Genomic DNA, 17,720 nt, shown 5'->3' on the forward strand with positions numbered 1-17,720 from the left:
CGGCTGACGGGGTCAGTCGACCAGGTCCTCCTTGGCCTTCTGGGCCCCGCCCTGGCTGCGGATGATGGCCCGCACCAGGAAGCCGAAGCCGATCGCCATGACCAGCGGCGGGACGATCGCGCTGACATAGTCCATCAGGTCACTCCTCCTCGGTCTTCTCCGCCGCACCGGCGGACGCCTTGGGCTCCGGCTTCACCAGCGGGAAGAGCACGGTCTCCCGGATGTTCTTGCCGGTGAGCAGCATGATCAGGCGGTCCACCCCGAGTCCGAGGCCGCCGGTGGGCGGCATCGCGTACTCCAGGGCCCGCAGGAAGTCCTCGTCGACCTGCATCGCCTCGACGTCGCCGCCGGCCGCGAGCAGGGACTGCGCGGTGAGGCGGGCGCGCTGCTCGACCGGGTCGACCAGCTCGGAGTAGGCGGTGCCGATCTCGGTGCCGAAGATCACCAGGTCCCACTTCTCGGCCACGCCCGGGATCGAGCGGTGCCCGCGGGTCAGCGGGGAGACCTCGGTCGGGTAGTCCTTGATGAAGGTCGGCCGGACGGCGTTCTCCTCCAGCAGGCGCTCCACCATCTCCAGCACGATCTGGCCGTGGCCCCACTCCTTCTCGAAGGGGATGCCGTGCTCGGCGGCCAGCTTGCGCAGCTCCTCGACGGAGGTCTCCGGGGTGACCTCGACGCCCAGGCGGGCGGAGACGCCCGGGTAGACGGCGACCTCGTCCCAGGGCTCGGCCAGGTCGATCTCGTGCTCGACGCCGTGCGGGTCCAGACCCTTGATCACCGTGGTGCCCAGCGCGTCGCGGGCGGCGTTGATGATGGTGGCCCGGATCAGCTCGGCCTGGGTGTCGTAGTCGCCGTAGGCCTCGTAGGACTCCAGCGAGGTGAACTCCGGGTTGTGGGTGGAGTCCGCGCCCTCGTTGCGGAAGTTGCGGTTGATCTCGAAGACCTTCTCCGCGCCGCCGACCACCAGCCGCTTGAGGTACAGCTCGGGGGCGATCCGCATGTAGAGGTCGATGTCGTACGCGTTGATGTGGGTCTTGAAGGGCCGCGCGTTGGCGCCGCCGTGCACCGGCTGCAGCATCGGGGTCTCGACCTCGATGTAGCCGCGCTCCTCGTAGGTGCGGCGGATCGAGCGGACCACCTTGGAGCGCAGGTGGAGGATCTCGCGGGCCTCGGGGTTGACGATCAGGTCGACGTACCGCTGGCGGACCCGGGCCTCCGGGTCGGTCAGGCCCTTGTGCTTGTCGGGCAGCGGGCGCAGGCACTTGGCGGTGAGCTCCCAGCGGTCCACCATCACCGACAGCTCGCCGCGCCGGGAGGTGATCACCTCGCCCTCGACGCCGACCTGGTCGCCGAGGTCGATGTCGGACTTCCAGGCCGCCAGCCGCTCCTCGCCCAGCTTGTCCAGGGAGAGCATCACCTGGAGGTCGCCGGAGCCGTCGCGCAGGGTGGCGAAGCAGAGCTTGCCGCCGGTGCGGGAGAGGATCACCCGGCCGGTGATGCCGGCCCGCTCACCGGTCGCGGTGTCCGGGGCGAGGTCCGGGTGCTTGGCCCGGAGGTCGGCGATGGTGCTGGTCCTGGGGAAGCCGACCGGGTAGGGGTCGACGCCGGCGGCCCGGAGCCGGTCCAGCTTCTCGCGCCGGACGCGCATCTGCTCGGGAAGGTCGTCGGTCGCGGGGATAGGGCTCTGATCGCTCACCCCACCAGGGTAGCCAGCCGCGGCCGGTGCTCCGCCACGGGATTGCCGTGCGGGGTGGTGCGGCGGGACCGCCGGAAACGGAACCGGGGAGGCCGCGGCGGACGGATCCGGCGCGGCCTCCCCGGGAGGCGGTGGCGGGCGGGCTCAGCCGGTGCCGGTGGCCAGCTCGACGTCCTCGGGCGCGGGCGGTGCGGGCGTACCGGCCGGCGGCTTGGGGCGGCGGCCGAACAGCTCGGCGGGGGTGGGCATCCGGTGCGGCCGGACGGGCTTGCGGCCCTGCGGTGCGCGCGGGTCGGCGGACTGCTCGACGGGGGGCTCGGTGCTGCTCATCGGGATCCGTCCTCCAACAGGGGGGCCAACGGGGATGGGGCCGGTAAAGGCGGGGGAGGTGCTGCTCGGGGGTGCGGCGGGGCTCGGTACGGCGACGAGGTGGCGCTGGCCGGTGGTGAGGGCGAGCCGCTCGCGGACGGCGGCCTCGGCCAGCGCGTGGCAGCGCCCGGCCAGCCGGGAGCGGCGGGAGCGCTCGCCCTGGCCGCAGGGCTGGCGGCTCAGTCCGCGCAGCGCGGTGAGGTCCTCGGGCCCGGGGAGGTAGCCGTCGGCCACCGCCTCCTCCAGCCGTTCCAGGTAGCCGCTGGCGCTGCCGGGCAGCGCGGCCCGGTAGCGGGCGAGGTCGGCGAGGAGGAAGGCACGCAGCCGGCCGCCCTCCTGGACGGCCTCGTCGATCGCCTCGGTCAGGCGCAGCGCGTCCTGGACGTCCTCGGCCCACAGCGCGGCGCCGTCGGCGTGCGGCGGCAGGCCGGGGAGCTGGAGGTGGACGGGGACGGCGGGGTGCAGGGCTTGGGCGAGGGCGCGGCGCAGCACGCGGACTTCGTCGGCGCTGAAGGCCATGCCGCCGCGCGATCCGTGTGGCGTAGGCATGGGTTGACACTACGTGAGGAATATCCGATTTGTCGGTAACGTCGCGCCGACGCCCCACGTTTGCCCCGGGAACGTCCTGCGGGCGGGCCGCCGGGGCCCGCCCGCAGGACGGCTGGGGTCGGTGGCGGGGTCAGCGCCGCAGCGCCTCCGCGGGCTGGATCCGGGCCGCCCGCCAGGCCGGGTAGACCCCGGCCAGCAGCCCGGTGAGCAGGCCGATCACCGGTGCGGCGGCCACCGTCGCCGGGTCGACCACCGGTGTCCACTCCCGGGCCAGCGCCACGCCGAGCACCGTCAGCACCCCCAGCGAGGTGCCGACCAGGCCGCCGATCAGCCCCAGCGAGGCCGATTCGGAGAGGAACTGGCCGGTGATGTGGCGGCCGCGGGCGCCCAGCGCCCGGCGCAGGCCGATCTCGCCGGTCCGCTCCAGGACGGCGACCAGGGTGGTGTTGGCGATGCCGACCGCGCCGATCACCAGGCAGATCCCGGCCAGCAGCAGGAACAACTGGTTGAGGTCGGAGGTGATGTTGGAGCGCAGGGTGCGCGGGTCCGGCGGCGGGACGGGCTTGAAGTACTCCGGGTGCGCCGGGTCCAGGGCGAGCGGGGCCTCGGCGGCGATCTGCTGAGCGGCGCCGATCCTGGTCGAGATGATCATCTTGGCCCGGTCGCGGCTCGGCTCGCCCCAGAGCCGGGCGGCGGCCCCGCGCGGCACCGTCACCGAGAGCAGCAGGTCCGGCTTGCGCTTCACGTCGTCGACGATCCCGATCACCGTGAACGGCTTGTCGTCCAGGAAGATCGCAGGCTGGGTGTCCAGCGTGGTGATGCCCAGCCGGGACGCCAGCGCCGCGCCGATCACCGCCACCTGCCGGGCGGTGGAGTCGTGCCAGCGGTCGAAGGTGCGGCCCTGCACCAGGTGCGGCTCGGCGGCCGTGAGCACCCCGGCCGAGGCGGCCACCACCGAGACCTGCTCGCCGCCGCCCTGCCGGCCCACCGGCGCGGCCCGGACCGTCCCGGAGGCCTGGTTCACCGGCCAGTAGACGCCGGCCGCCTCGACCCCGTTCAGCCGCTCGATCCGGGCGTCGGCGTCGGCCGGGAAGGCGAGCGGCACCAGTTCCGGGCGGGTGCCGCCGATGTCCTCGACGCTCACCTCGGTCGCGCTCAGCACGTTGAACCGGGAGTCGATCTGTGAGGAGGTGGTCGCGGTCAGCCCCAGGATGGCCACGAAGGTGCCCACCCCGAGGACGGTGCCCAGGCCGGTCAGCGCCGAGCGGGCGGGCCGCTGGAGCACGCCGGCCAGCGCCTCGGAGAGCAGGTCGCGCAGCGGGAACCGGGAGGGCTCGACCACCCGGTCCCGGCGGCGGGTCGGCCTCACGCCGCGGCCACCTCCTCGCGCAGCAGGCCGTCCCGGATCGCCACCGTCCGCCGGCCGCGGGCGGCCACCTGCGGGTCGTGGGTGATCAGCAGCACCGTCAGGCCCTGGGCGTGCAGCTCGTCCAGCAGGGCCAGGATCGATTCGGCGGTGACGGTGTCCAGGTTGCCGGTCGGCTCGTCGCAGAGCAGCAGCGACGGGCGGCCGACCAGCGCCCGGGCGATCGCCACCCGCTGCCGCTCGCCGCCGGACAGCCGGGTCGGCAGCGCGTCCAGCCGGTGGCCGAGGCCCACCCGGACCAGCGCCGCGCGGGCCAGCTCGCGCCGCTCGGCCGCGGTGCGCCGGCCCCTGGTGGCCGTGTAGAGCATCGCCAGGGCGACGTTCTCGGCCGCCGAGCGGTGCGGGAGGAGGTGGAAGGACTGGAAGACGAAGCCGATCCGGCGCCCGCGCAGCGCGGTGCGGTCGGCGTCCGGGAGCGCGCCGGTGTCGATGCCGTCCAGCAGGTAGTGGCCGGCGGTGGGGGCGTCCAGCAGGCCGGCGATGTTCAGGAAGGTGGACTTCCCGGAGCCGGAAGGCCCGATCACGGTCACGTACTCGCCGGCGGCGACCGCCAGGTCGCACGGCTTGAGGGCGGCCACCGGCGGCGGGCCCGGGTAGGTCAGGCCGACCTGGCGGAACTCGATGACGGGGGTGGCCGGGCCGGTCGCGCCGGCCGCGTCGGGCGCTTCGCTCACTTGGCGCCCGCCCCGGTGGCGTCCTTGACGCCGACGATCACCTGGTCGCCCTCCTTGAGGGTGTTCTCGGTCAGCGGCCGGACCTCGGCGCTGCCGCCGCCGACCGTTCCCGGGGTGACCTCCACCCGGCGGCGCTGCCCGTTCTCGTACACCGTCACCACCGTCCTGCCGTCCGCCGTCGCGGAGACCGCCGACAGCGGGACGACCAGCACCGGGCCGGCCGAGGAGGCGGCCTGCACGGTCAGCCGGACGTCCTGGCCGGCCAGCCGCGGGTCCAGCGGGGCGTCCGGCTGGACCACCATCGGGTAGCCGTTCGTGGCGGCGCCCTGGGCGGGGGCCGGGTTCTGGCCGCCCTGGCCGGCACCCGGCGCGGCTCCGGCCGGCTGGCCGTCGCCCGGGGTGTCGGCCACCGCGCCGACCTTGCCGGCGGCCTTGACGCCGGTCACCTCGGAGAGGATCTCCACCGTCTGCCCGGGGTGCACCAGGCCCTTGTCGGAGATGCTCAGGCCGCCCTTGACCACCAGTGCCCCGGCCGAGACGGTCAGCACCTTGCCGGAGACCTCGCCGCCGATCCGGCCGGCCACCGCGTCGACCCGGGCCGGGAAGCCGGAGAGGAACAGCAGTTCGGCGGCCGGGACCATCGGGCCGGCGGCGGCCTTCGCGTCCGTCACCTTCTTCCGCAGTTTGGCGAGGTCCTCGGTGGCCCGGGTCACCTGCTTCTGGGCGGTCTCGACGGCGGTGCGGGCCGCGTCCACCGGGCTCTCCCCAGCCTGGGCCGCCGGGCCCGTGCCGCCGGCGGTGCCGGACCGGCCGGTGCCGGCCGTCGCCACGGGGGCCGGCGCGGTGGCGGCGGGGCCGCCGGTGGCCGCACCGGTCGGTGCGGCGGTCGGTGCGGCGCTCTGCTGCGCCTGTTGCTGCTGGGCCTGCTGCTGGGCCAGCTCCTGCTGCCGGGCGGCCGCCACCGCGTCGTCGTACTGCTTCCTCGCCTGCTTCAGCGCGTCCTTGGCGTCCGCCAGCGCGCGCTCGCCGCCGGTGACCGCGTCCTGGGCGGCGGTCACCTGGGCGTCCCCGTCGGGTGTGGCGGGCATCGGGTCGTAGCCGCGCGCGGCGTAGAACTTCTTCACCGCCTCCTTGGTGCCCGTGCCGTAGGTGCCCTCGGCGTCGCCGTCCGAGCCGAACCCCAGCTCCTTCAGGGCCTGCTGGAGCTGCTTGACGTCCTGCCCGGTGGCGCCCGGCTTGAGGTCCCGGTACACCGGCAGGTCGCCGTGCAGCGCGAACACCGGTCGGCCCGCCACCTCCAGCACCGACTGTCCGGCCTGCACCTGGTCGCCGACCTTGAGCGGCAGCTTGGTCACCACCGGCTTCGCCCCCGTGGCGCCGCCCCCCCCGGCGGGCGCCACGTCCACCGACTGCCCGGCGCTCACCTGGCCGCGGATCACCACCGAGTCGGTCAGCACCCGCTTCTCCACCGCCGCCGTCAGCACGTCCGGCGCCGGCGGTTCGCTGTCCGCCGCCGCCTGCGCGGGCGATTTGATCATCGTGGACGCCGCGACCCCGCCCCCGGCCAGCGCCACCGCCGCCGCCATGACCAGCACCAGCGCCCGCCGGCGCCGCCGGACCCCCCGCTCGCCGCCGCCCACCTCGTCGTCCGCCGCCGCCTCCGGCGTGACGTCCGACCCCTCGAACTCGGCCACGACCCACCCTCGTTCTGGAAATTTGTCCAACTGTCCGACTATCAAGACTGCCTGATGTCGCGTCAGGGTTGTCGGCGGATCTCCCGACTCACCCGGCCGCGGCCCTGCTCGCCTCCTGGGCCACCCGCTTCTCGGCGTCGGCGGCCTCCTTCAGTACCTGGGCGTTCTGCTCGACCAGCCGCTGTTCCACCTGCGAGCGGACCTGGAACCACACGTCCGCGACCCGGCTGCTCGTCCGGCACCCGGCGTCCGCGCGGGCGATCGCCAACTCCTGGGCGCCGGCGACTCCGACGGCCTTCTCGAACTGCCGCTCCGCCTCCAGTGGGCTCGCGTACGGGCAGCCGCTCGGCTTCATGCACCCCGACCACTGGGCGAGCGCCGCGACCAGCCGGGGGTCGGCGGCGGTCTGCTGCTCCGCCTGCGCCGTCAGCTCGCGCACCCGGCCCCGGGCCGCGCCCTTGGTCGGATCGGCCGCCGCGATCCGGGCCGCCGCCTCCTTGGCGCACCCGGCCTGCGCGCCGCTCGCCGCCGAGTCGGCGACGACGGGCTGCTCCGACTCCGGCGGTTTCGCGTCCCGCCCGTGGGCGGAGCCGGCGTAGCCGAAGTCCTTGAGCGCCTGGACGGGCGGCCATGCGAACGGGTTCGTGACCGGGCCCTGCTCCTTGAGCCGGGCCAGGACCTGTTCGGCCGTCACCGGCGGACGTTCGGTGACCTGGTGGCCCTGCTCCCGTGCGCACTTCGCGGCGATCTTGTTCAGGGCGCTCTCGATGGCGGCCTGGCTTTCCGCGCCCTCCTGGCGCACCGCCTCCAGTGGCAGGCCCGCGTCCCGCGCGGCCCCGGTGGCGGCCTGCGACGGGGGCGGGGCGGCCCCGGGGGCCGAGGGGCTCCCGCCGGAGCCGCCGGAGGAGCACCCGGCCGGCGCCACCGTCATCGCCGCCATGGCCGGCACCAGTGCCCGCCGGCGCCCTCGGGGCCTCCGCCCGAAATCGGCCACGCTCCCACCCTCGTTCCGCGGAATCGATTCAACTGTCCGGTCATGAAGACCGTCTGACCGACCATCGTGGTTGTCGGCGGGCTCCCGGGAAGGATGAGTGGCGCGGCGGTTCCGGCGTTCCGTGGTCGGCCATGGATCAGGACGCGAGGGCCTGGGCGGCGAGCTTCATCCGGTTGTCGATGTCCTGCTTGACGGCGCGCATCGCCTCGGCGTTCTGCTCGATCAGCGTGGTCTCGTAGGCGGACTCGACCGTGTACCAGATGCCCACCACGTTGTGCTCGGCCTTGCAGGTCGCGTCGGTGGTGGCGGTCTGCCGGGCCTTCTCGGAGGAGGCGCCGATGCTCTGCCACTGCGGATCGTCGGCGGCCGCGATCGGGGTCGGGTAGTCGTAGCCCTTGGCCTTCATACAGCCGGACCAGGCGGCGAAGGCGGCGACCAGCCGGGCGTCGGCCAGCGACTGGTTCCAGCCGGAGTTCTTGATGTCGGAGGCGAGTTGGGCGTCCCCGCCGTTGCCGTTGGCCGCGCCGGCGCCCAGCTTGCCCAGGGCCTCGGTGAGGCAGCCGCCGGGCGGGATCTGCTGGCCGTTGATGTCCTGGCCGCCCTTCGGGGTCTGGCCCGGTGCCACCGCGACCGACCCGTCCGCGCTTCCGGTGAGCGCGAGGAGGTAGGCCGGGGGCTTCGCCGCCCGCGAGGGCTTCTCACCTGGCCGGAAGTCCTTGACGGTGTAGCCGTACTGCGAGGTCTCCGCCGTGTCCGTGACGAAGTACCGCCACTGGGTCAGGTTCCTCTGCCGCGTTCCGGGTTCGGCGGGCGCGGGTTCCGGGGTGTAGGTGAAGCCGAGCCGGGTCATGCATCGGGACGTCAGCGCGTCCCGGGCCGCGATCAGCTGGCGCTGCTGTTCGGGGGTCAGCAGATAGGCCTCGATCGGCAACGCCTTGTCGTCGGCCCTGGCGAGGGTCGGGACGGCCGAGACCGACGGTGGCGGCACGTGGAGCCCCTCGCCCGTGGACTTGGCGGCCGGTGTGCCGGAGGAGCTGCAGGCGGCGGTCAGGAGCAGCAGTGCGCCCCCGGCGAGCAACCGGGCTCGGGCCTGGGTGGAAGCGGTCGTGGCCATCTGTTCGGCGGTCTCCCGTGGCTCGGTGCGGGTGGTGCCGGTGCGGGCCCGGACCTGCCGGGCCCGCACCGGGCGGCGAGGTGCGACGTCAGCCGACGTACTGCCAGGTGCCGGCGGCGTTGTCGTTCTTGAGAAGGGTCAGGTCCTTGAACGCGTACGGGGTGATCGACTCGTGGTTGCCGAACGGGTTGGTGCCGCTGCGCTGCCAGATGGTGATCTGGTAGTTCGGGTCGCCGTTCGCCACGGAGGCGGTGTGGTTCTTGACCGGGCCGCCGGCACCGCTGGTGCCGTACGGGCCCGCACTGAAGTAGGAGCCGACGTAGTCGTTGATGTCGTCGGCGTGCGAGAACTGGGCGCCCAGGCCGTAGCCGGACGAGTTGTAGAACAGGCAGGCGTTGAAGACGGAGCAGCTGCCGATGGTGGCGGCCGAGGCGGCCGGGGCGGTGGCGACGGCGGCGCCGAGGCCGGTGGCGAGGATCGCGGCCGCGGCCGCGATGCGCTTGACGTTCACGTTTGACCCTTCGGATGGCCCGCCCATGGATCGGACGGGGGCACGAAGGAGAGAAGCGTCGGTACTTCCCCCCGATTGGAGCACCCGGGGGTCGCGGATGCGGACCCGGACCCCCGAGGCTCCCGAATTTAGGCCTTCCTTCGCATCAAGACCATTGTCCGCAAGGACAGTCGGCCATGCGGTGGTAGAGCGCGACCATGGCCAGGCGCAGCCGTGAGTCGACCCCGAGGCGGTCCATCAGTGCGGCCACGTGGGCCTTGACGGTCCGTTCGGTGATGCCGAGGCGGTCGGCGACCTCCTGGTTGGAGAGGTCCAGCGCCAGGAGGTGGAGCACCTCTTCCTGGCGGCCGCTCAGGCTGTCGATCCGGGACGCCGACGTGCGCAGGCAGGCCAGGGCGTCGTCGACGGCGGTGATGGTTCCGTGCATGTGTCTCCCCCCTCGGTCCTACCGCTCCTCGATGGGGAGCGGTGGGTGGCGGGGCCCCGTCTTCGGACGGTAGCACGGTGGGGAGTGCCGGGAGTGGTCGCGCACGGTCGCGATGGGGGAACCGTGGGTGAATGTCCTCGTTCGCGAAAGTGTGATCCGCGTCACACTGAGCGTGCTCAGCTCGGGCGGTTGCGCTCGTAGACCAGGCGCAGGCCGATCAGGGTCAGCCAGGGCTCGTGGACGTCGATCGAGCCCGCCTCGCCGAGGACGAGCGGGGCCAGGCCGCCGGTGGCGATCACCTGGACGTCGTCCGGGTCCTTGGAGAGTTCCCGGGCCATCCGGTCGACCAGGCCGTCGACCTGGCCGGCGAAGCCGTAGAGGATGCCGGACTGCATGCCCTCGACGGTGTTCTTGCCGATCACGTTGCGCGGGCGGGTCAGCTCGATCTTGCGCAGCAGGGCGCCGCGGTTGCCGAGCGCCTCGACCGAGATCTCGATGCCGGGGGCGATCGCGCCGCCGACGTAGTCGCCGCGGGCGTTGACCGCGTCGAAGGTGGTGGCGGTGCCGAAGTCGACCACGATGCACGGGCCGCCGTAGAGGTGGTTGGCGGCCAGCGCGTTGACGATGCGGTCGGCGCCGACCTCCTTGGGGTTGTCCATCAGGACGTGCACCCCCGTCTTCACCCCCGGCTCCACGATCACCGCGGGGACGTCGCCGTAGTAGCGGCGCGTCACCTCGCGGAACTCGTGGAGCACGGAGGGGACGGAGGAGCAGATCGCCAGGCCCTCGACCTTGGCGTCGGCGATCGCGGTGCGCGAGCCCTGCGAGCCCATCAGGCCGTGCAGCAGCACCGCCAGTTCGTCCGCCGTGCGGCGCGGATCCGTGGAGATCCGCCAGGTCTCGACGACCTCCTCGCCGCCGAACAGGCCGAGGGTGGTCTGGGTGTTGCCGACGTCGATGGTGAGCAGCATGGGGTGCTTTCTTCGTCGAGGACCAGCGGACGGACCGAACGGGCGGAGCGGACGAACGGGCGGAGCGACGGGCGGACGGTCAGGCGCGCAGGTCCAGGCCGATGTCCAGGACCGGCGAGGAGTGGGTCAGCGCGCCCACCGCCAGGTAGTCGACACCAGTCTGGGCGACCTCGCGCGCGGTGGCCAGGGTGAGTCCGCCGGAGGCCTCCAGCTTTGCCCGGCCGGCCACCAGCGCGACCGCCTCGGCCAGCTGCGGGACGGTGAAGTTGTCCAGCAGGATCAGGTCGGCCCCGGCCTCCAGGACCGGCGCGATCTGCTCCAGGGTGTCGACCTCGACCTCGACCGGCAGCTCCGGGTAGGCGGCCCGGACGGCCCGGAACGCCTCGGCGACGCCGCCGGCCGCGACCACGTGGTTGTCCTTGACCAGGGCCGCGTCGGACAGCGCCATCCGGTGGTTGGCGCCGCCGCCGCAGCGGACCGCGAACTTCTCCAGCGCGCGCAGGCCCGGGGTGGTCTTGCGGGTGTCGCGGACCACCGCGCCGGTGCCCTCCAGGGCGTCCGCCCAGGCGCGGGTGGCGGTGGCGATGCCGGACAGGTGGCAGAGCAGGTTGAGCGCGCTGCGCTCGGCGGTCAGCAGGTCCCGGGTGCGCGAGCGGACCGAGAGCAGCACCTGGCCGGCCTCGACCCGGTCGCCGTCCTGGACGTGCCGCTCGACCTCGAACTCCTCCTCGCAGACCAGCGAGACGACCGCCTCGGCGATCCGCAGGCCGGCCACCACACCGGCCTGGCGGGCGGTGAAGTCGGCGGTGGCGACGGCGTCGGCCGGCACGGTCGCCACCGAGGTGACGTCCTCGCCGCCGGCCAGGTCCTCGGCCAGCGCCAGGGTGGCGATGTCCTCGACCTCGACCGGGTCGAGGCCGGCCTCCTCCAGCAGTTCGGCGAGCTGCGGGTCCAGGCCGGTCTCGTAGCCCTCGCCGTCCCCGCAGGCGCAGCCGTCGCCGCAGCCGCCGGCCAGCGGGAGCTCCTCGTGCTCGTGCTCGTGCAGGTGGGTCACGTCGGTTGCGTCGGTCATGGTGTTACTGCTCCTCGGGGGTGCTGACGGGGCCGCCGGAGGCGGTGAGGGTGGTGATCAGGTGGCGGCGCCAGTGCGCGTCGTCGCGCTCCGGGAAGTCCTCGCGCCAGTGGCAGCCGCGGGTCTCCTCGCGCTGTCCGGCGGCGGTGACCAGCGCGTCGGCGACCAGCAGCAGGTTGGCGGCCTCCCAGGTCTCCACCCGGGGGTCGGCCGGCTTCTGCTCGGCGGCGTCGGCGCGGGCGTGCTCGGCGAGCAGCGCCAGTCCGCGCGCGGTGTCGGCCATCGACGCGGCCGAGCGCAGGACGCCCGCGCCGCGCGACATCAGCCGCTGGACCTCGGCCCGCGCCTCGGGCGCGGGCAGCGGCACCGGGCGGGCGTCGCGGGCGGCGCGCGCGTCGACGGTGCGGGCGGGCAGGTCGCCGGCCGCGTGCCGGGCGGCCAGGTCGGCGGCGATCCGCTCGGCGAAGACCAGGCCCTCCAGCAGCGAGTTGGAGGCCAGCCGGTTGGCGCCGTGCACCCCGGTGCAGGCGACCTCGCCGCAGGCGTACAGGCCGGGGACGGAGGTGCGGCCGTGGTCGTCGGTGCGCACCCCGCCGGAGGCGTAGTGCGCGGCCGGGGCGATCGGGATCGGCTCGGTGACCGGGTCGATGCCGTGCGCGCGGCAGGACGCCAGGATGGTCGGGAACCGGCGCTCCCACATCTCGGCGCCGAAGTGCCGCCCGTCCAGGTACATGTGGTCGGTGCCGTGCAGCTCCATCCGGCGGGTGATGGCCTTGGCGACGATGTCGCGCGGGGCCAGCTCGGCCAGCTCGTGCTGACCGGTCATGAACCGGACGCCGTCCGCGTCGACCAGGTGGGCGCCCTCGCCGCGGACCGCCTCGGAGATCAGCGGCTGCTGGCCGTGCGCCTCCGGGCCGAGGAAGAGCACGGTGGGGTGGAACTGGACGAACTCCAGGTCGGTGACCTCGGCGCCGGCCCGCAGCGCGAGCGCCACGCCGTCGCCGGTGGAGACGGTCGGGTTGGTGGTGGCCGAGAAGACCTGGCCCATGCCGCCGGTGGCGAGCACCACCGCGCGGGCCCGGACGGCGCCGACGCCGTCCCGCCGGCCCTCGCCCATGACGTGCAGGGTCAGCCCGGCGGCGTGCCCGTCGGCGTCGGTGAGCAGGTCGAGGACCAGGGCGTGCTCGATGAGCTCGACCTCGGGGTCCTGCCGGACGGCCTCGACCAGGGCCCGGGATATCTCGGCGCCGGTGGCGTCCCCGCCGGCGTGCGCGATCCGGTTGCGGTGGTGGCCGCCCTCCCGGGTGAGCAGGACCGCGCCGTCCTCGCCGCGGTCGAAGGCGGCGCCGACCGCGATCAGCCGGCGGACCGCGTCCGGGCCCTCGGTGACCAGGGCCCGGACGGCGTCCTCGTCGCAGAGCCCGACGCCGGCCACCAGGGTGTCGGCCAGGTGCTGCTCGGGGGTGTCGCCCTCGCCCAGGGCGGCCGCGATGCCGCCCTGGGCCCAGCGGGTCGAGCCGTCGTCCAGCATCGCCTTGGTGACCACCATGGCCCGCAGGCCGGCCTTGCGGACATTGAGGGCGACGGTGAGCCCGGCCACGCCGGAGCCGACCACGACGACGTCGGTGTCGGTGGTCCAGCCCGGTGCGGGGGCGGTGAGGCGGTGCGTGACGGCGGACATGACGTGGTGGCTCCTTAGCGCGCGGCGGCGTCGACGGCGCCGCTGCCGCCACGGTACGCCGCGTCCCCGCGCAGCAGTCCGCTGCCCTCCCCGGCCTCGGCCGGGTCCCCGCCCGTGCCGGTGATCCGGTTGTGCTCGTCGACGAAGACGACCTTGGGGACGTGGCCCTTGGCCTCGGCGGTGTCCATCTGCCCGTAGGCGATCAGGATGACGAGGTCGCCGGGGTGGACCAGGCGGGCGGCGGCGCCGTTGATGCCGATGACGCCGGTGCCGCGCGGGCCGGGGATGGTGTACGTCTCCAGCCGGGCGCCGTTGTTGATGTCGACGATGTGGACCAGCTCGCCGGGGAGCAGGTCGGCGGCGTCGAGCAGGTCCTCGTCCACCGTGACGGAGCCGACGTAGTGCAGGTCGGCCTGGGTCACGGTGGCCCGGTGGATCTTGGACTTGAGCATGGTGCGGAGCATTGCGGGTCACGCCTCCTGTGAGTGCATGCCTAGGGGGTCTCGCTGCCGGGTGTCCGCGCTAGCGAACGATGATGCGGACGTTGTCGATCAGGCGGGTCGCGCCCACCTTCGCGGCGACGGCCAGCACCGCCTCGCCCTGGAAGTCGTCCGGCGCCTCGGTGAAGTCGTGCGGATCGATCAGGGCGAGGTAGTCGAGGTCCACGCCCTCGGCGGCGTCCAGCGCGGCCGAGGCGGCCTCGCGCACGGCCTCCGGGCCCTGCGCGGCCGCGTCCCGGCCGGCGAACAGCGCCTTGGACAGGGCGAGGGCACGGGTGCGCTCCTCCGTGGAGAGGTAGCGGTTGCGGGAGGAGAGCGCCAGGCCGTCCTCCTCGCGGACGGTCGGCACGCCGACCACCTCGACGTCGAAGTCGAGGTCGGCCACCATCCGGCGGATCACCGCCAGCTGCTGGGCGTCCTTCTCGCCGAAGAAGGCGAAGTCCGGGTCGGTGATGTGCAGCAGCTTGGCGACCACGGTCAGCACCCCGTCGAAGTGCCCGGGCCGGGTGGCGCCCTCGTAGCGCTCGCCCATCGGGCCCGCGGCCAGCCGCACCTGCGGCTCGCCGTTCGGGTAGACCTCGTCGGCGGACGGCGCGAAGACCACGTCGGCGCCGTTGGCCTCGGCGAGCCGCACGTCCTCGTCCAGGGTGCGCGGGTAGCGCTCCAGGTCCTCGCCGGCGCCGAACTGCAGCGGGTTGACGAAGACCGAGACGGCGACCCGGCCGTCCCGGCCGACCTGCTTGCGGGCGGCGCGGATCAGCGCGGCGTGGCCCTCGTGCAGGGCGCCCATCGTCATCACGACCGCGTTGTCCACCGGCTGCTCGTCCGGCCAGAACGCCGACTCGAAGTCGTCGACGGTGTGCGTGACGACGGCCCGGTGGACCTTCGGGGCGCGCTGGGCCTTGCCCGGCTGCTTGCCGCGTGCCATTACTGCTTCTCCTCGTTCAGTACGTCCAGCAGCGCCGCCGCCGACGTCTCGTCGATCGTCCCGTGGGCCAGGGCCCGCTGGGCGGTGGCGCGGGCCATCGCCCGGTAGGCGGCCGGGATGTCCGGGGACACCGTACTGAGCTGCGCCAGGTGGCGCCGCACGGTGCCGGCGTCGCCCCGGGCGACCGGGCCGGTGAGGGCCGCGTCGCCGGAGCGCAGCGAGTTGTCGAGCGCGGCGCCGAGCAGCGGGCCGAGCATCCGGCCCGGCTCGGCGACGCCCGCCGAGCGGAGCAGCTCCATCGCCTGCGCGACCAGCGTGACCAGGTGGTTGGCGCCGTGTGCGAGGGCGGTGTGGTAGCGCGGGCGGACGTCCTCGGGCACCCACTCGGGCTCGCCGCCCATCTCCACCACCAGCGCCTCGGCGACCGGGCGCAGCTCCTCGGGGGCGGTCACCCCGAACGGGCAGCCGGCCAGCCGGGCCAGGTCGACGGAGGTGCCGGTGAAGGTCATCGCGGGGTGCAGCGCGAGCGGCAGCGCACCGGCCCGGGTGGCCGGCTCCAGCACGGCCACGCCGTGCGCGCCGGAGGTGTGCACCAGCAGCAGGCCGGGGCGGACGGCGCCGGTCGCGGCGAGGCCGGCGACCAGATCGGCCAGCGCGTCGTCGGGGACGGTGAGCAGCACCAGGTCGGCGGCGGCCAGCACCTGCGGCGGGGTGACGATCCGCACGCCCGGCAGCAGCGTCTCGGCGCGGCGGCGGGAGGCGGCGGAGACCCCGGAGGCGGCGACCACCTTGTGGCCGGCCAGCTGAAGGGCGGCGCCGAGCGCCGGGCCGACCCGGCCGGTGCCGACCACGCCGACGGCGAGCCGCGCGGGGCGGTTGCCGGGGTCGGCCGGGTCGTCGAGTGGGGCCAGATCGCCGTAGTCGGACAGACTCACGCACCCACCTTTGTCCAGGGGTCCCGTTCCGGTCCACTCGGGGGTACCGGACGTACCGGCCCATTCTACGGGGGGCGGGAACGCGCCCGGGGCGGCCCCGGGCGGGCTCAGTCCGCGGCGCCGGCGCGGATCAGGCCCGCCTCGTAGGCCAGGACCACCGCCTGGACCCGGTCGCGCAGGTTGAGCTTGGCCAGGATCCGTCCGACGTGGGTCTTCACGGTGGCCTCGGAGAGCACCAGCCGGGCCGCGATCTCCCCGTTCGACAGACCCTGCGCGACCAGCAGGAACACCTCGCGCTCGCGCTCGGTGAGCGGGCCGAGGGTGTCCGCGCGGCCGGGGCCGCTCTGCGGGGTGGGCAGCACCTCGGCGAACCGGTCGATCATGCGGCGGGTGGTGGTCGGCGCGACCACCGCGTCCCCGCCGTGCACGGCGCGGATCGCGGCCACCAGCTCGGTCGGCGGCACGTCCTTGAGCAGGAAGCCGCTGGCACCGGCCTTGAGCGCGGCGAAGGCGTACTCGTCGAGGTCGAAAGTGGTGAGGATGAGCACGTGCGGGGCGTCCGGCAGCGGGGTGCCGTCCTCGGCCAGGCAGATCCGCCGGGTGGCCTGCACGCCGTCCAGCCGCGGCATCCGGACGTCCATCAGGATCACGTCCACCGCGGTGTGCCGGAGCTTCTCCAGGGCCTGGGCACCGTCCCCGGCCTCGGCGGCGATCTCGATGTCGCCCTGCGACTGCAGGATCATCCGGAATCCGGTACGCAGCAGCTCCTGGTCGTCGACCAGCATCACGCGGATGGTCAAGGGTGGCTCCTAGCTCCTCGGGGGGAACGGCGGGGGTCGGTGGGCGTCCGGGCCCGGGTCAGTGGGCCGCCTTGAGCGGCAGCACGGCGCGGATCCGGAAGCCGCCGCCGGGCCGCGGACCGACGTCGAGGCTGCCGCTGACCATGCCGACCCGCTCGCGCATGCCGATCAGGCCGTGGCCCTGGCCGTCGGTGCCGCCGGCGGCCAGCTCCTCGTCGGTGCTGCCGCGGCCGTCGTCCTCGACCAGCACGGCCAGCTCGCGCTCGCCGAAGTCGACGGCGACCCGGGCGTGCACATCGGGGCCGCCGTGCTTGCGGACGTTGGTCAGCGCCTCCTGGACGATCCGGTAGACCGTCAGCTCGACGCCGCGCGGCAGCTCGCGCGGGTCGCCCGAGGTCGCGAAGTCCACCTGGAGGCCGGCCGTGCGGACCTGGTCCAGCAGCTCCGGCAGCTCCTCGACGCCCGGCTGCGGCACGTACTCCTCGCCCTTGGTGTCGGCGGTGCGCAGCACGCCGAGCAGCCGGCGCATCTCGACCAGCGCCTGCCGGCCGGTGGAGGCGATGGTGCCCAGCGCCTCCTTGGCCTGCTGGGGCGAGTTGTCCAGCACGTACGCGGCGCCGTCCGCCTGGACGATCATCACCGAGACGTTGTGCGCGACCACGTCGTGCAGCTCGCGGGCGATCCGCGCCCGCTCGGCGGCGACCGCCACCTTGGCCTGGGCGTCGCGCTCGCGCTCCAGCCGGGCCGCGCGGTCCTCCAGCTCCACCAGGTAGGCCCGGCGGACCCGGGTCAGCCGCCCCCAGGCCCAGCACAGGATGAACGGCGTGGTCATCATGCCGCCGAAGAACAGCGCCTCGGGGATGGAGTACTCGACGTAGCTGATGTCGCCGTCGGGCATCCGGGTGGCCTTCTCCGGATCGAGCCGCCAGAACACCAGCGGGCCGGCCAGCAGTCCGCCGGCCAGCGCCGCCCGGGACGTCCACCGCCCGCCGAACGCGGCGCCCGTGTAGGCGAACACCAGATAGGCGATGCTGGAGAGCGCCGGGCTGACGTCGAGGGCCACCTGGGTGAGGCCGACCAGGATCGCGGCGGCCACGGTCAGATCGGGGAACCGCCGCCGGAACACCATCAGCAGCGGCAGCACGACGGCGACGACGAAGCCGACCACCGCGCGCCAGCCGGTGTTGTTGCTGCCCTCCTCCGGCAGGACGCCGAGGACGAGCACCAGCGCGGCCCAGGCGGAGTCGACCACCATGGGGTGTCGGCGGAGCCACGCGTTGAGTCGATGCACGGGTCAAGCGTAGGCAGGTGCGCCGTGCCCCAAGGTCCGCCGGGAGAGCGATCCGTCCTACTCCCTAGGTCGGAGAGCGTGACGTACC

General features: G+C 74.3%; 18 protein-coding genes. All 18 read right to left on the reverse strand.

Annotation, left to right across the window (positions count from 1 at the left end; translation table 11 throughout):
* Positions 1 to 12: 12 nt before the first annotated feature.
* Positions 13 to 135, reverse strand: coding sequence for a hypothetical protein (locus ACFZBX_RS25850; protein ID WP_256463529.1), 123 nt, complete (start codon positions 133 to 135; stop codon positions 13 to 15).
* Positions 136 to 139: 4 nt separating this feature from the next.
* Positions 140 to 1,696 carry a bifunctional lysylphosphatidylglycerol synthetase/lysine--tRNA ligase LysX gene (gene lysX, locus ACFZBX_RS25855; RefSeq protein ID WP_391536171.1) on the reverse strand — a complete coding sequence of 519 codons (1,557 nt, stop codon included), beginning with the start codon at positions 1,694 to 1,696 and terminating at the stop codon, positions 140 to 142.
* 144 nt (positions 1,697 to 1,840) lie between these two features.
* Positions 1,841 to 2,614, reverse strand: coding sequence for a hypothetical protein (locus ACFZBX_RS25860; protein ID WP_391536172.1), 774 nt, complete (start codon positions 2,612 to 2,614; stop codon positions 1,841 to 1,843).
* 130 nt (positions 2,615 to 2,744) lie between these two features.
* Complete coding sequence (locus tag ACFZBX_RS25865) at positions 2,745 to 3,983, reverse strand: ABC transporter permease (protein WP_391536173.1); 1,239 nt, start codon at positions 3,981 to 3,983, stop codon at positions 2,745 to 2,747.
* On the reverse strand, positions 3,980 to 4,714 hold the full coding sequence (locus tag ACFZBX_RS25870; RefSeq protein ID WP_391536174.1) for an ABC transporter ATP-binding protein: 735 nt from the start codon (positions 4,712 to 4,714) through the stop codon (positions 3,980 to 3,982). Before ACFZBX_RS25870 ends, ACFZBX_RS25865 begins: the two co-directional genes overlap by 4 nt.
* Positions 4,711 to 6,408, reverse strand: coding sequence for a peptidoglycan-binding protein (locus tag ACFZBX_RS25875; protein WP_391536175.1), 1,698 nt, complete (start codon positions 6,406 to 6,408; stop codon positions 4,711 to 4,713). Before ACFZBX_RS25875 ends, ACFZBX_RS25870 begins: the two co-directional genes overlap by 4 nt.
* An 88-nt stretch (positions 6,409 to 6,496) precedes the next feature.
* Complete coding sequence (locus ACFZBX_RS25880; protein ID WP_391536176.1) at positions 6,497 to 7,348, reverse strand: hypothetical protein; 852 nt, start codon at positions 7,346 to 7,348, stop codon at positions 6,497 to 6,499.
* A 190-nt stretch (positions 7,349 to 7,538) separates the two neighbouring features.
* Positions 7,539 to 8,516 (reverse strand): hypothetical protein, encoded by a 978-nt coding sequence (locus tag ACFZBX_RS25885; RefSeq protein ID WP_391536177.1) that lies wholly within the window; start codon positions 8,514 to 8,516, stop codon positions 7,539 to 7,541.
* Between the two features lie 88 nt (positions 8,517 to 8,604).
* Positions 8,605 to 9,027: a hypothetical protein gene (locus ACFZBX_RS25890; RefSeq protein WP_391536178.1), complete on the reverse strand. Its 423-nt coding sequence runs from the start codon at positions 9,025 to 9,027 to the stop codon at positions 8,605 to 8,607.
* Positions 9,028 to 9,172: 145 nt separating this feature from the next.
* Positions 9,173 to 9,454, reverse strand: a complete 282-nt coding sequence (locus tag ACFZBX_RS25895; RefSeq protein WP_391536179.1) for a LuxR C-terminal-related transcriptional regulator — start codon at positions 9,452 to 9,454, stop codon at positions 9,173 to 9,175.
* Positions 9,455 to 9,630: 176 nt separating this feature from the next.
* On the reverse strand, positions 9,631 to 10,425 hold the full coding sequence (locus ACFZBX_RS25900) for a type III pantothenate kinase (protein WP_350564455.1): 795 nt from the start codon (positions 10,423 to 10,425) through the stop codon (positions 9,631 to 9,633).
* Positions 10,426 to 10,504: 79 nt separating this feature from the next.
* Positions 10,505 to 11,497, reverse strand: a complete 993-nt coding sequence (gene nadC, locus ACFZBX_RS25905; protein ID WP_391536180.1) for a carboxylating nicotinate-nucleotide diphosphorylase — start codon at positions 11,495 to 11,497, stop codon at positions 10,505 to 10,507.
* 4 nt (positions 11,498 to 11,501) lie between these two features.
* Positions 11,502 to 13,178 carry an L-aspartate oxidase gene (locus ACFZBX_RS25910; protein ID WP_391536181.1) on the reverse strand — a complete coding sequence of 559 codons (1,677 nt, stop codon included), beginning with the start codon at positions 13,176 to 13,178 and terminating at the stop codon, positions 11,502 to 11,504.
* Positions 13,179 to 13,192: 14 nt separating this feature from the next.
* Positions 13,193 to 13,642: an aspartate 1-decarboxylase gene (panD, locus tag ACFZBX_RS25915; protein WP_391536182.1), complete on the reverse strand. Its 450-nt coding sequence runs from the start codon at positions 13,640 to 13,642 to the stop codon at positions 13,193 to 13,195.
* Between the two features lie 58 nt (positions 13,643 to 13,700).
* Positions 13,701 to 14,606 carry a pantoate--beta-alanine ligase gene (panC, locus tag ACFZBX_RS25920; RefSeq protein WP_391536183.1) on the reverse strand — a complete coding sequence of 302 codons (906 nt, stop codon included), beginning with the start codon at positions 14,604 to 14,606 and terminating at the stop codon, positions 13,701 to 13,703.
* Positions 14,606 to 15,541 (reverse strand): Rossmann-like and DUF2520 domain-containing protein, encoded by a 936-nt coding sequence (locus tag ACFZBX_RS25925; protein WP_391536184.1) that lies wholly within the window; start codon positions 15,539 to 15,541, stop codon positions 14,606 to 14,608. Before ACFZBX_RS25925 ends, panC begins: the two co-directional genes overlap by 1 nt.
* A gap of 107 nt (positions 15,542 to 15,648) precedes the next feature.
* The gene (locus tag ACFZBX_RS25930) at positions 15,649 to 16,341 is read right to left on the reverse strand and encodes a response regulator (RefSeq protein WP_391536185.1); all 693 of its coding nucleotides are present in this window, start codon (positions 16,339 to 16,341) and stop codon (positions 15,649 to 15,651) included.
* 58 nt (positions 16,342 to 16,399) lie between these two features.
* Complete coding sequence (locus ACFZBX_RS25935) at positions 16,400 to 17,596, reverse strand: sensor histidine kinase (protein WP_391536248.1); 1,197 nt, start codon at positions 17,594 to 17,596, stop codon at positions 16,400 to 16,402.
* Positions 17,597 to 17,720 lie beyond the last annotated feature (124 nt).

Source organism: Kitasatospora sp. NPDC008115 (genome assembly GCF_042957205.1).
Taxonomy (GTDB): Bacteria; Actinomycetota; Actinomycetes; order Streptomycetales; family Streptomycetaceae; genus Kitasatospora.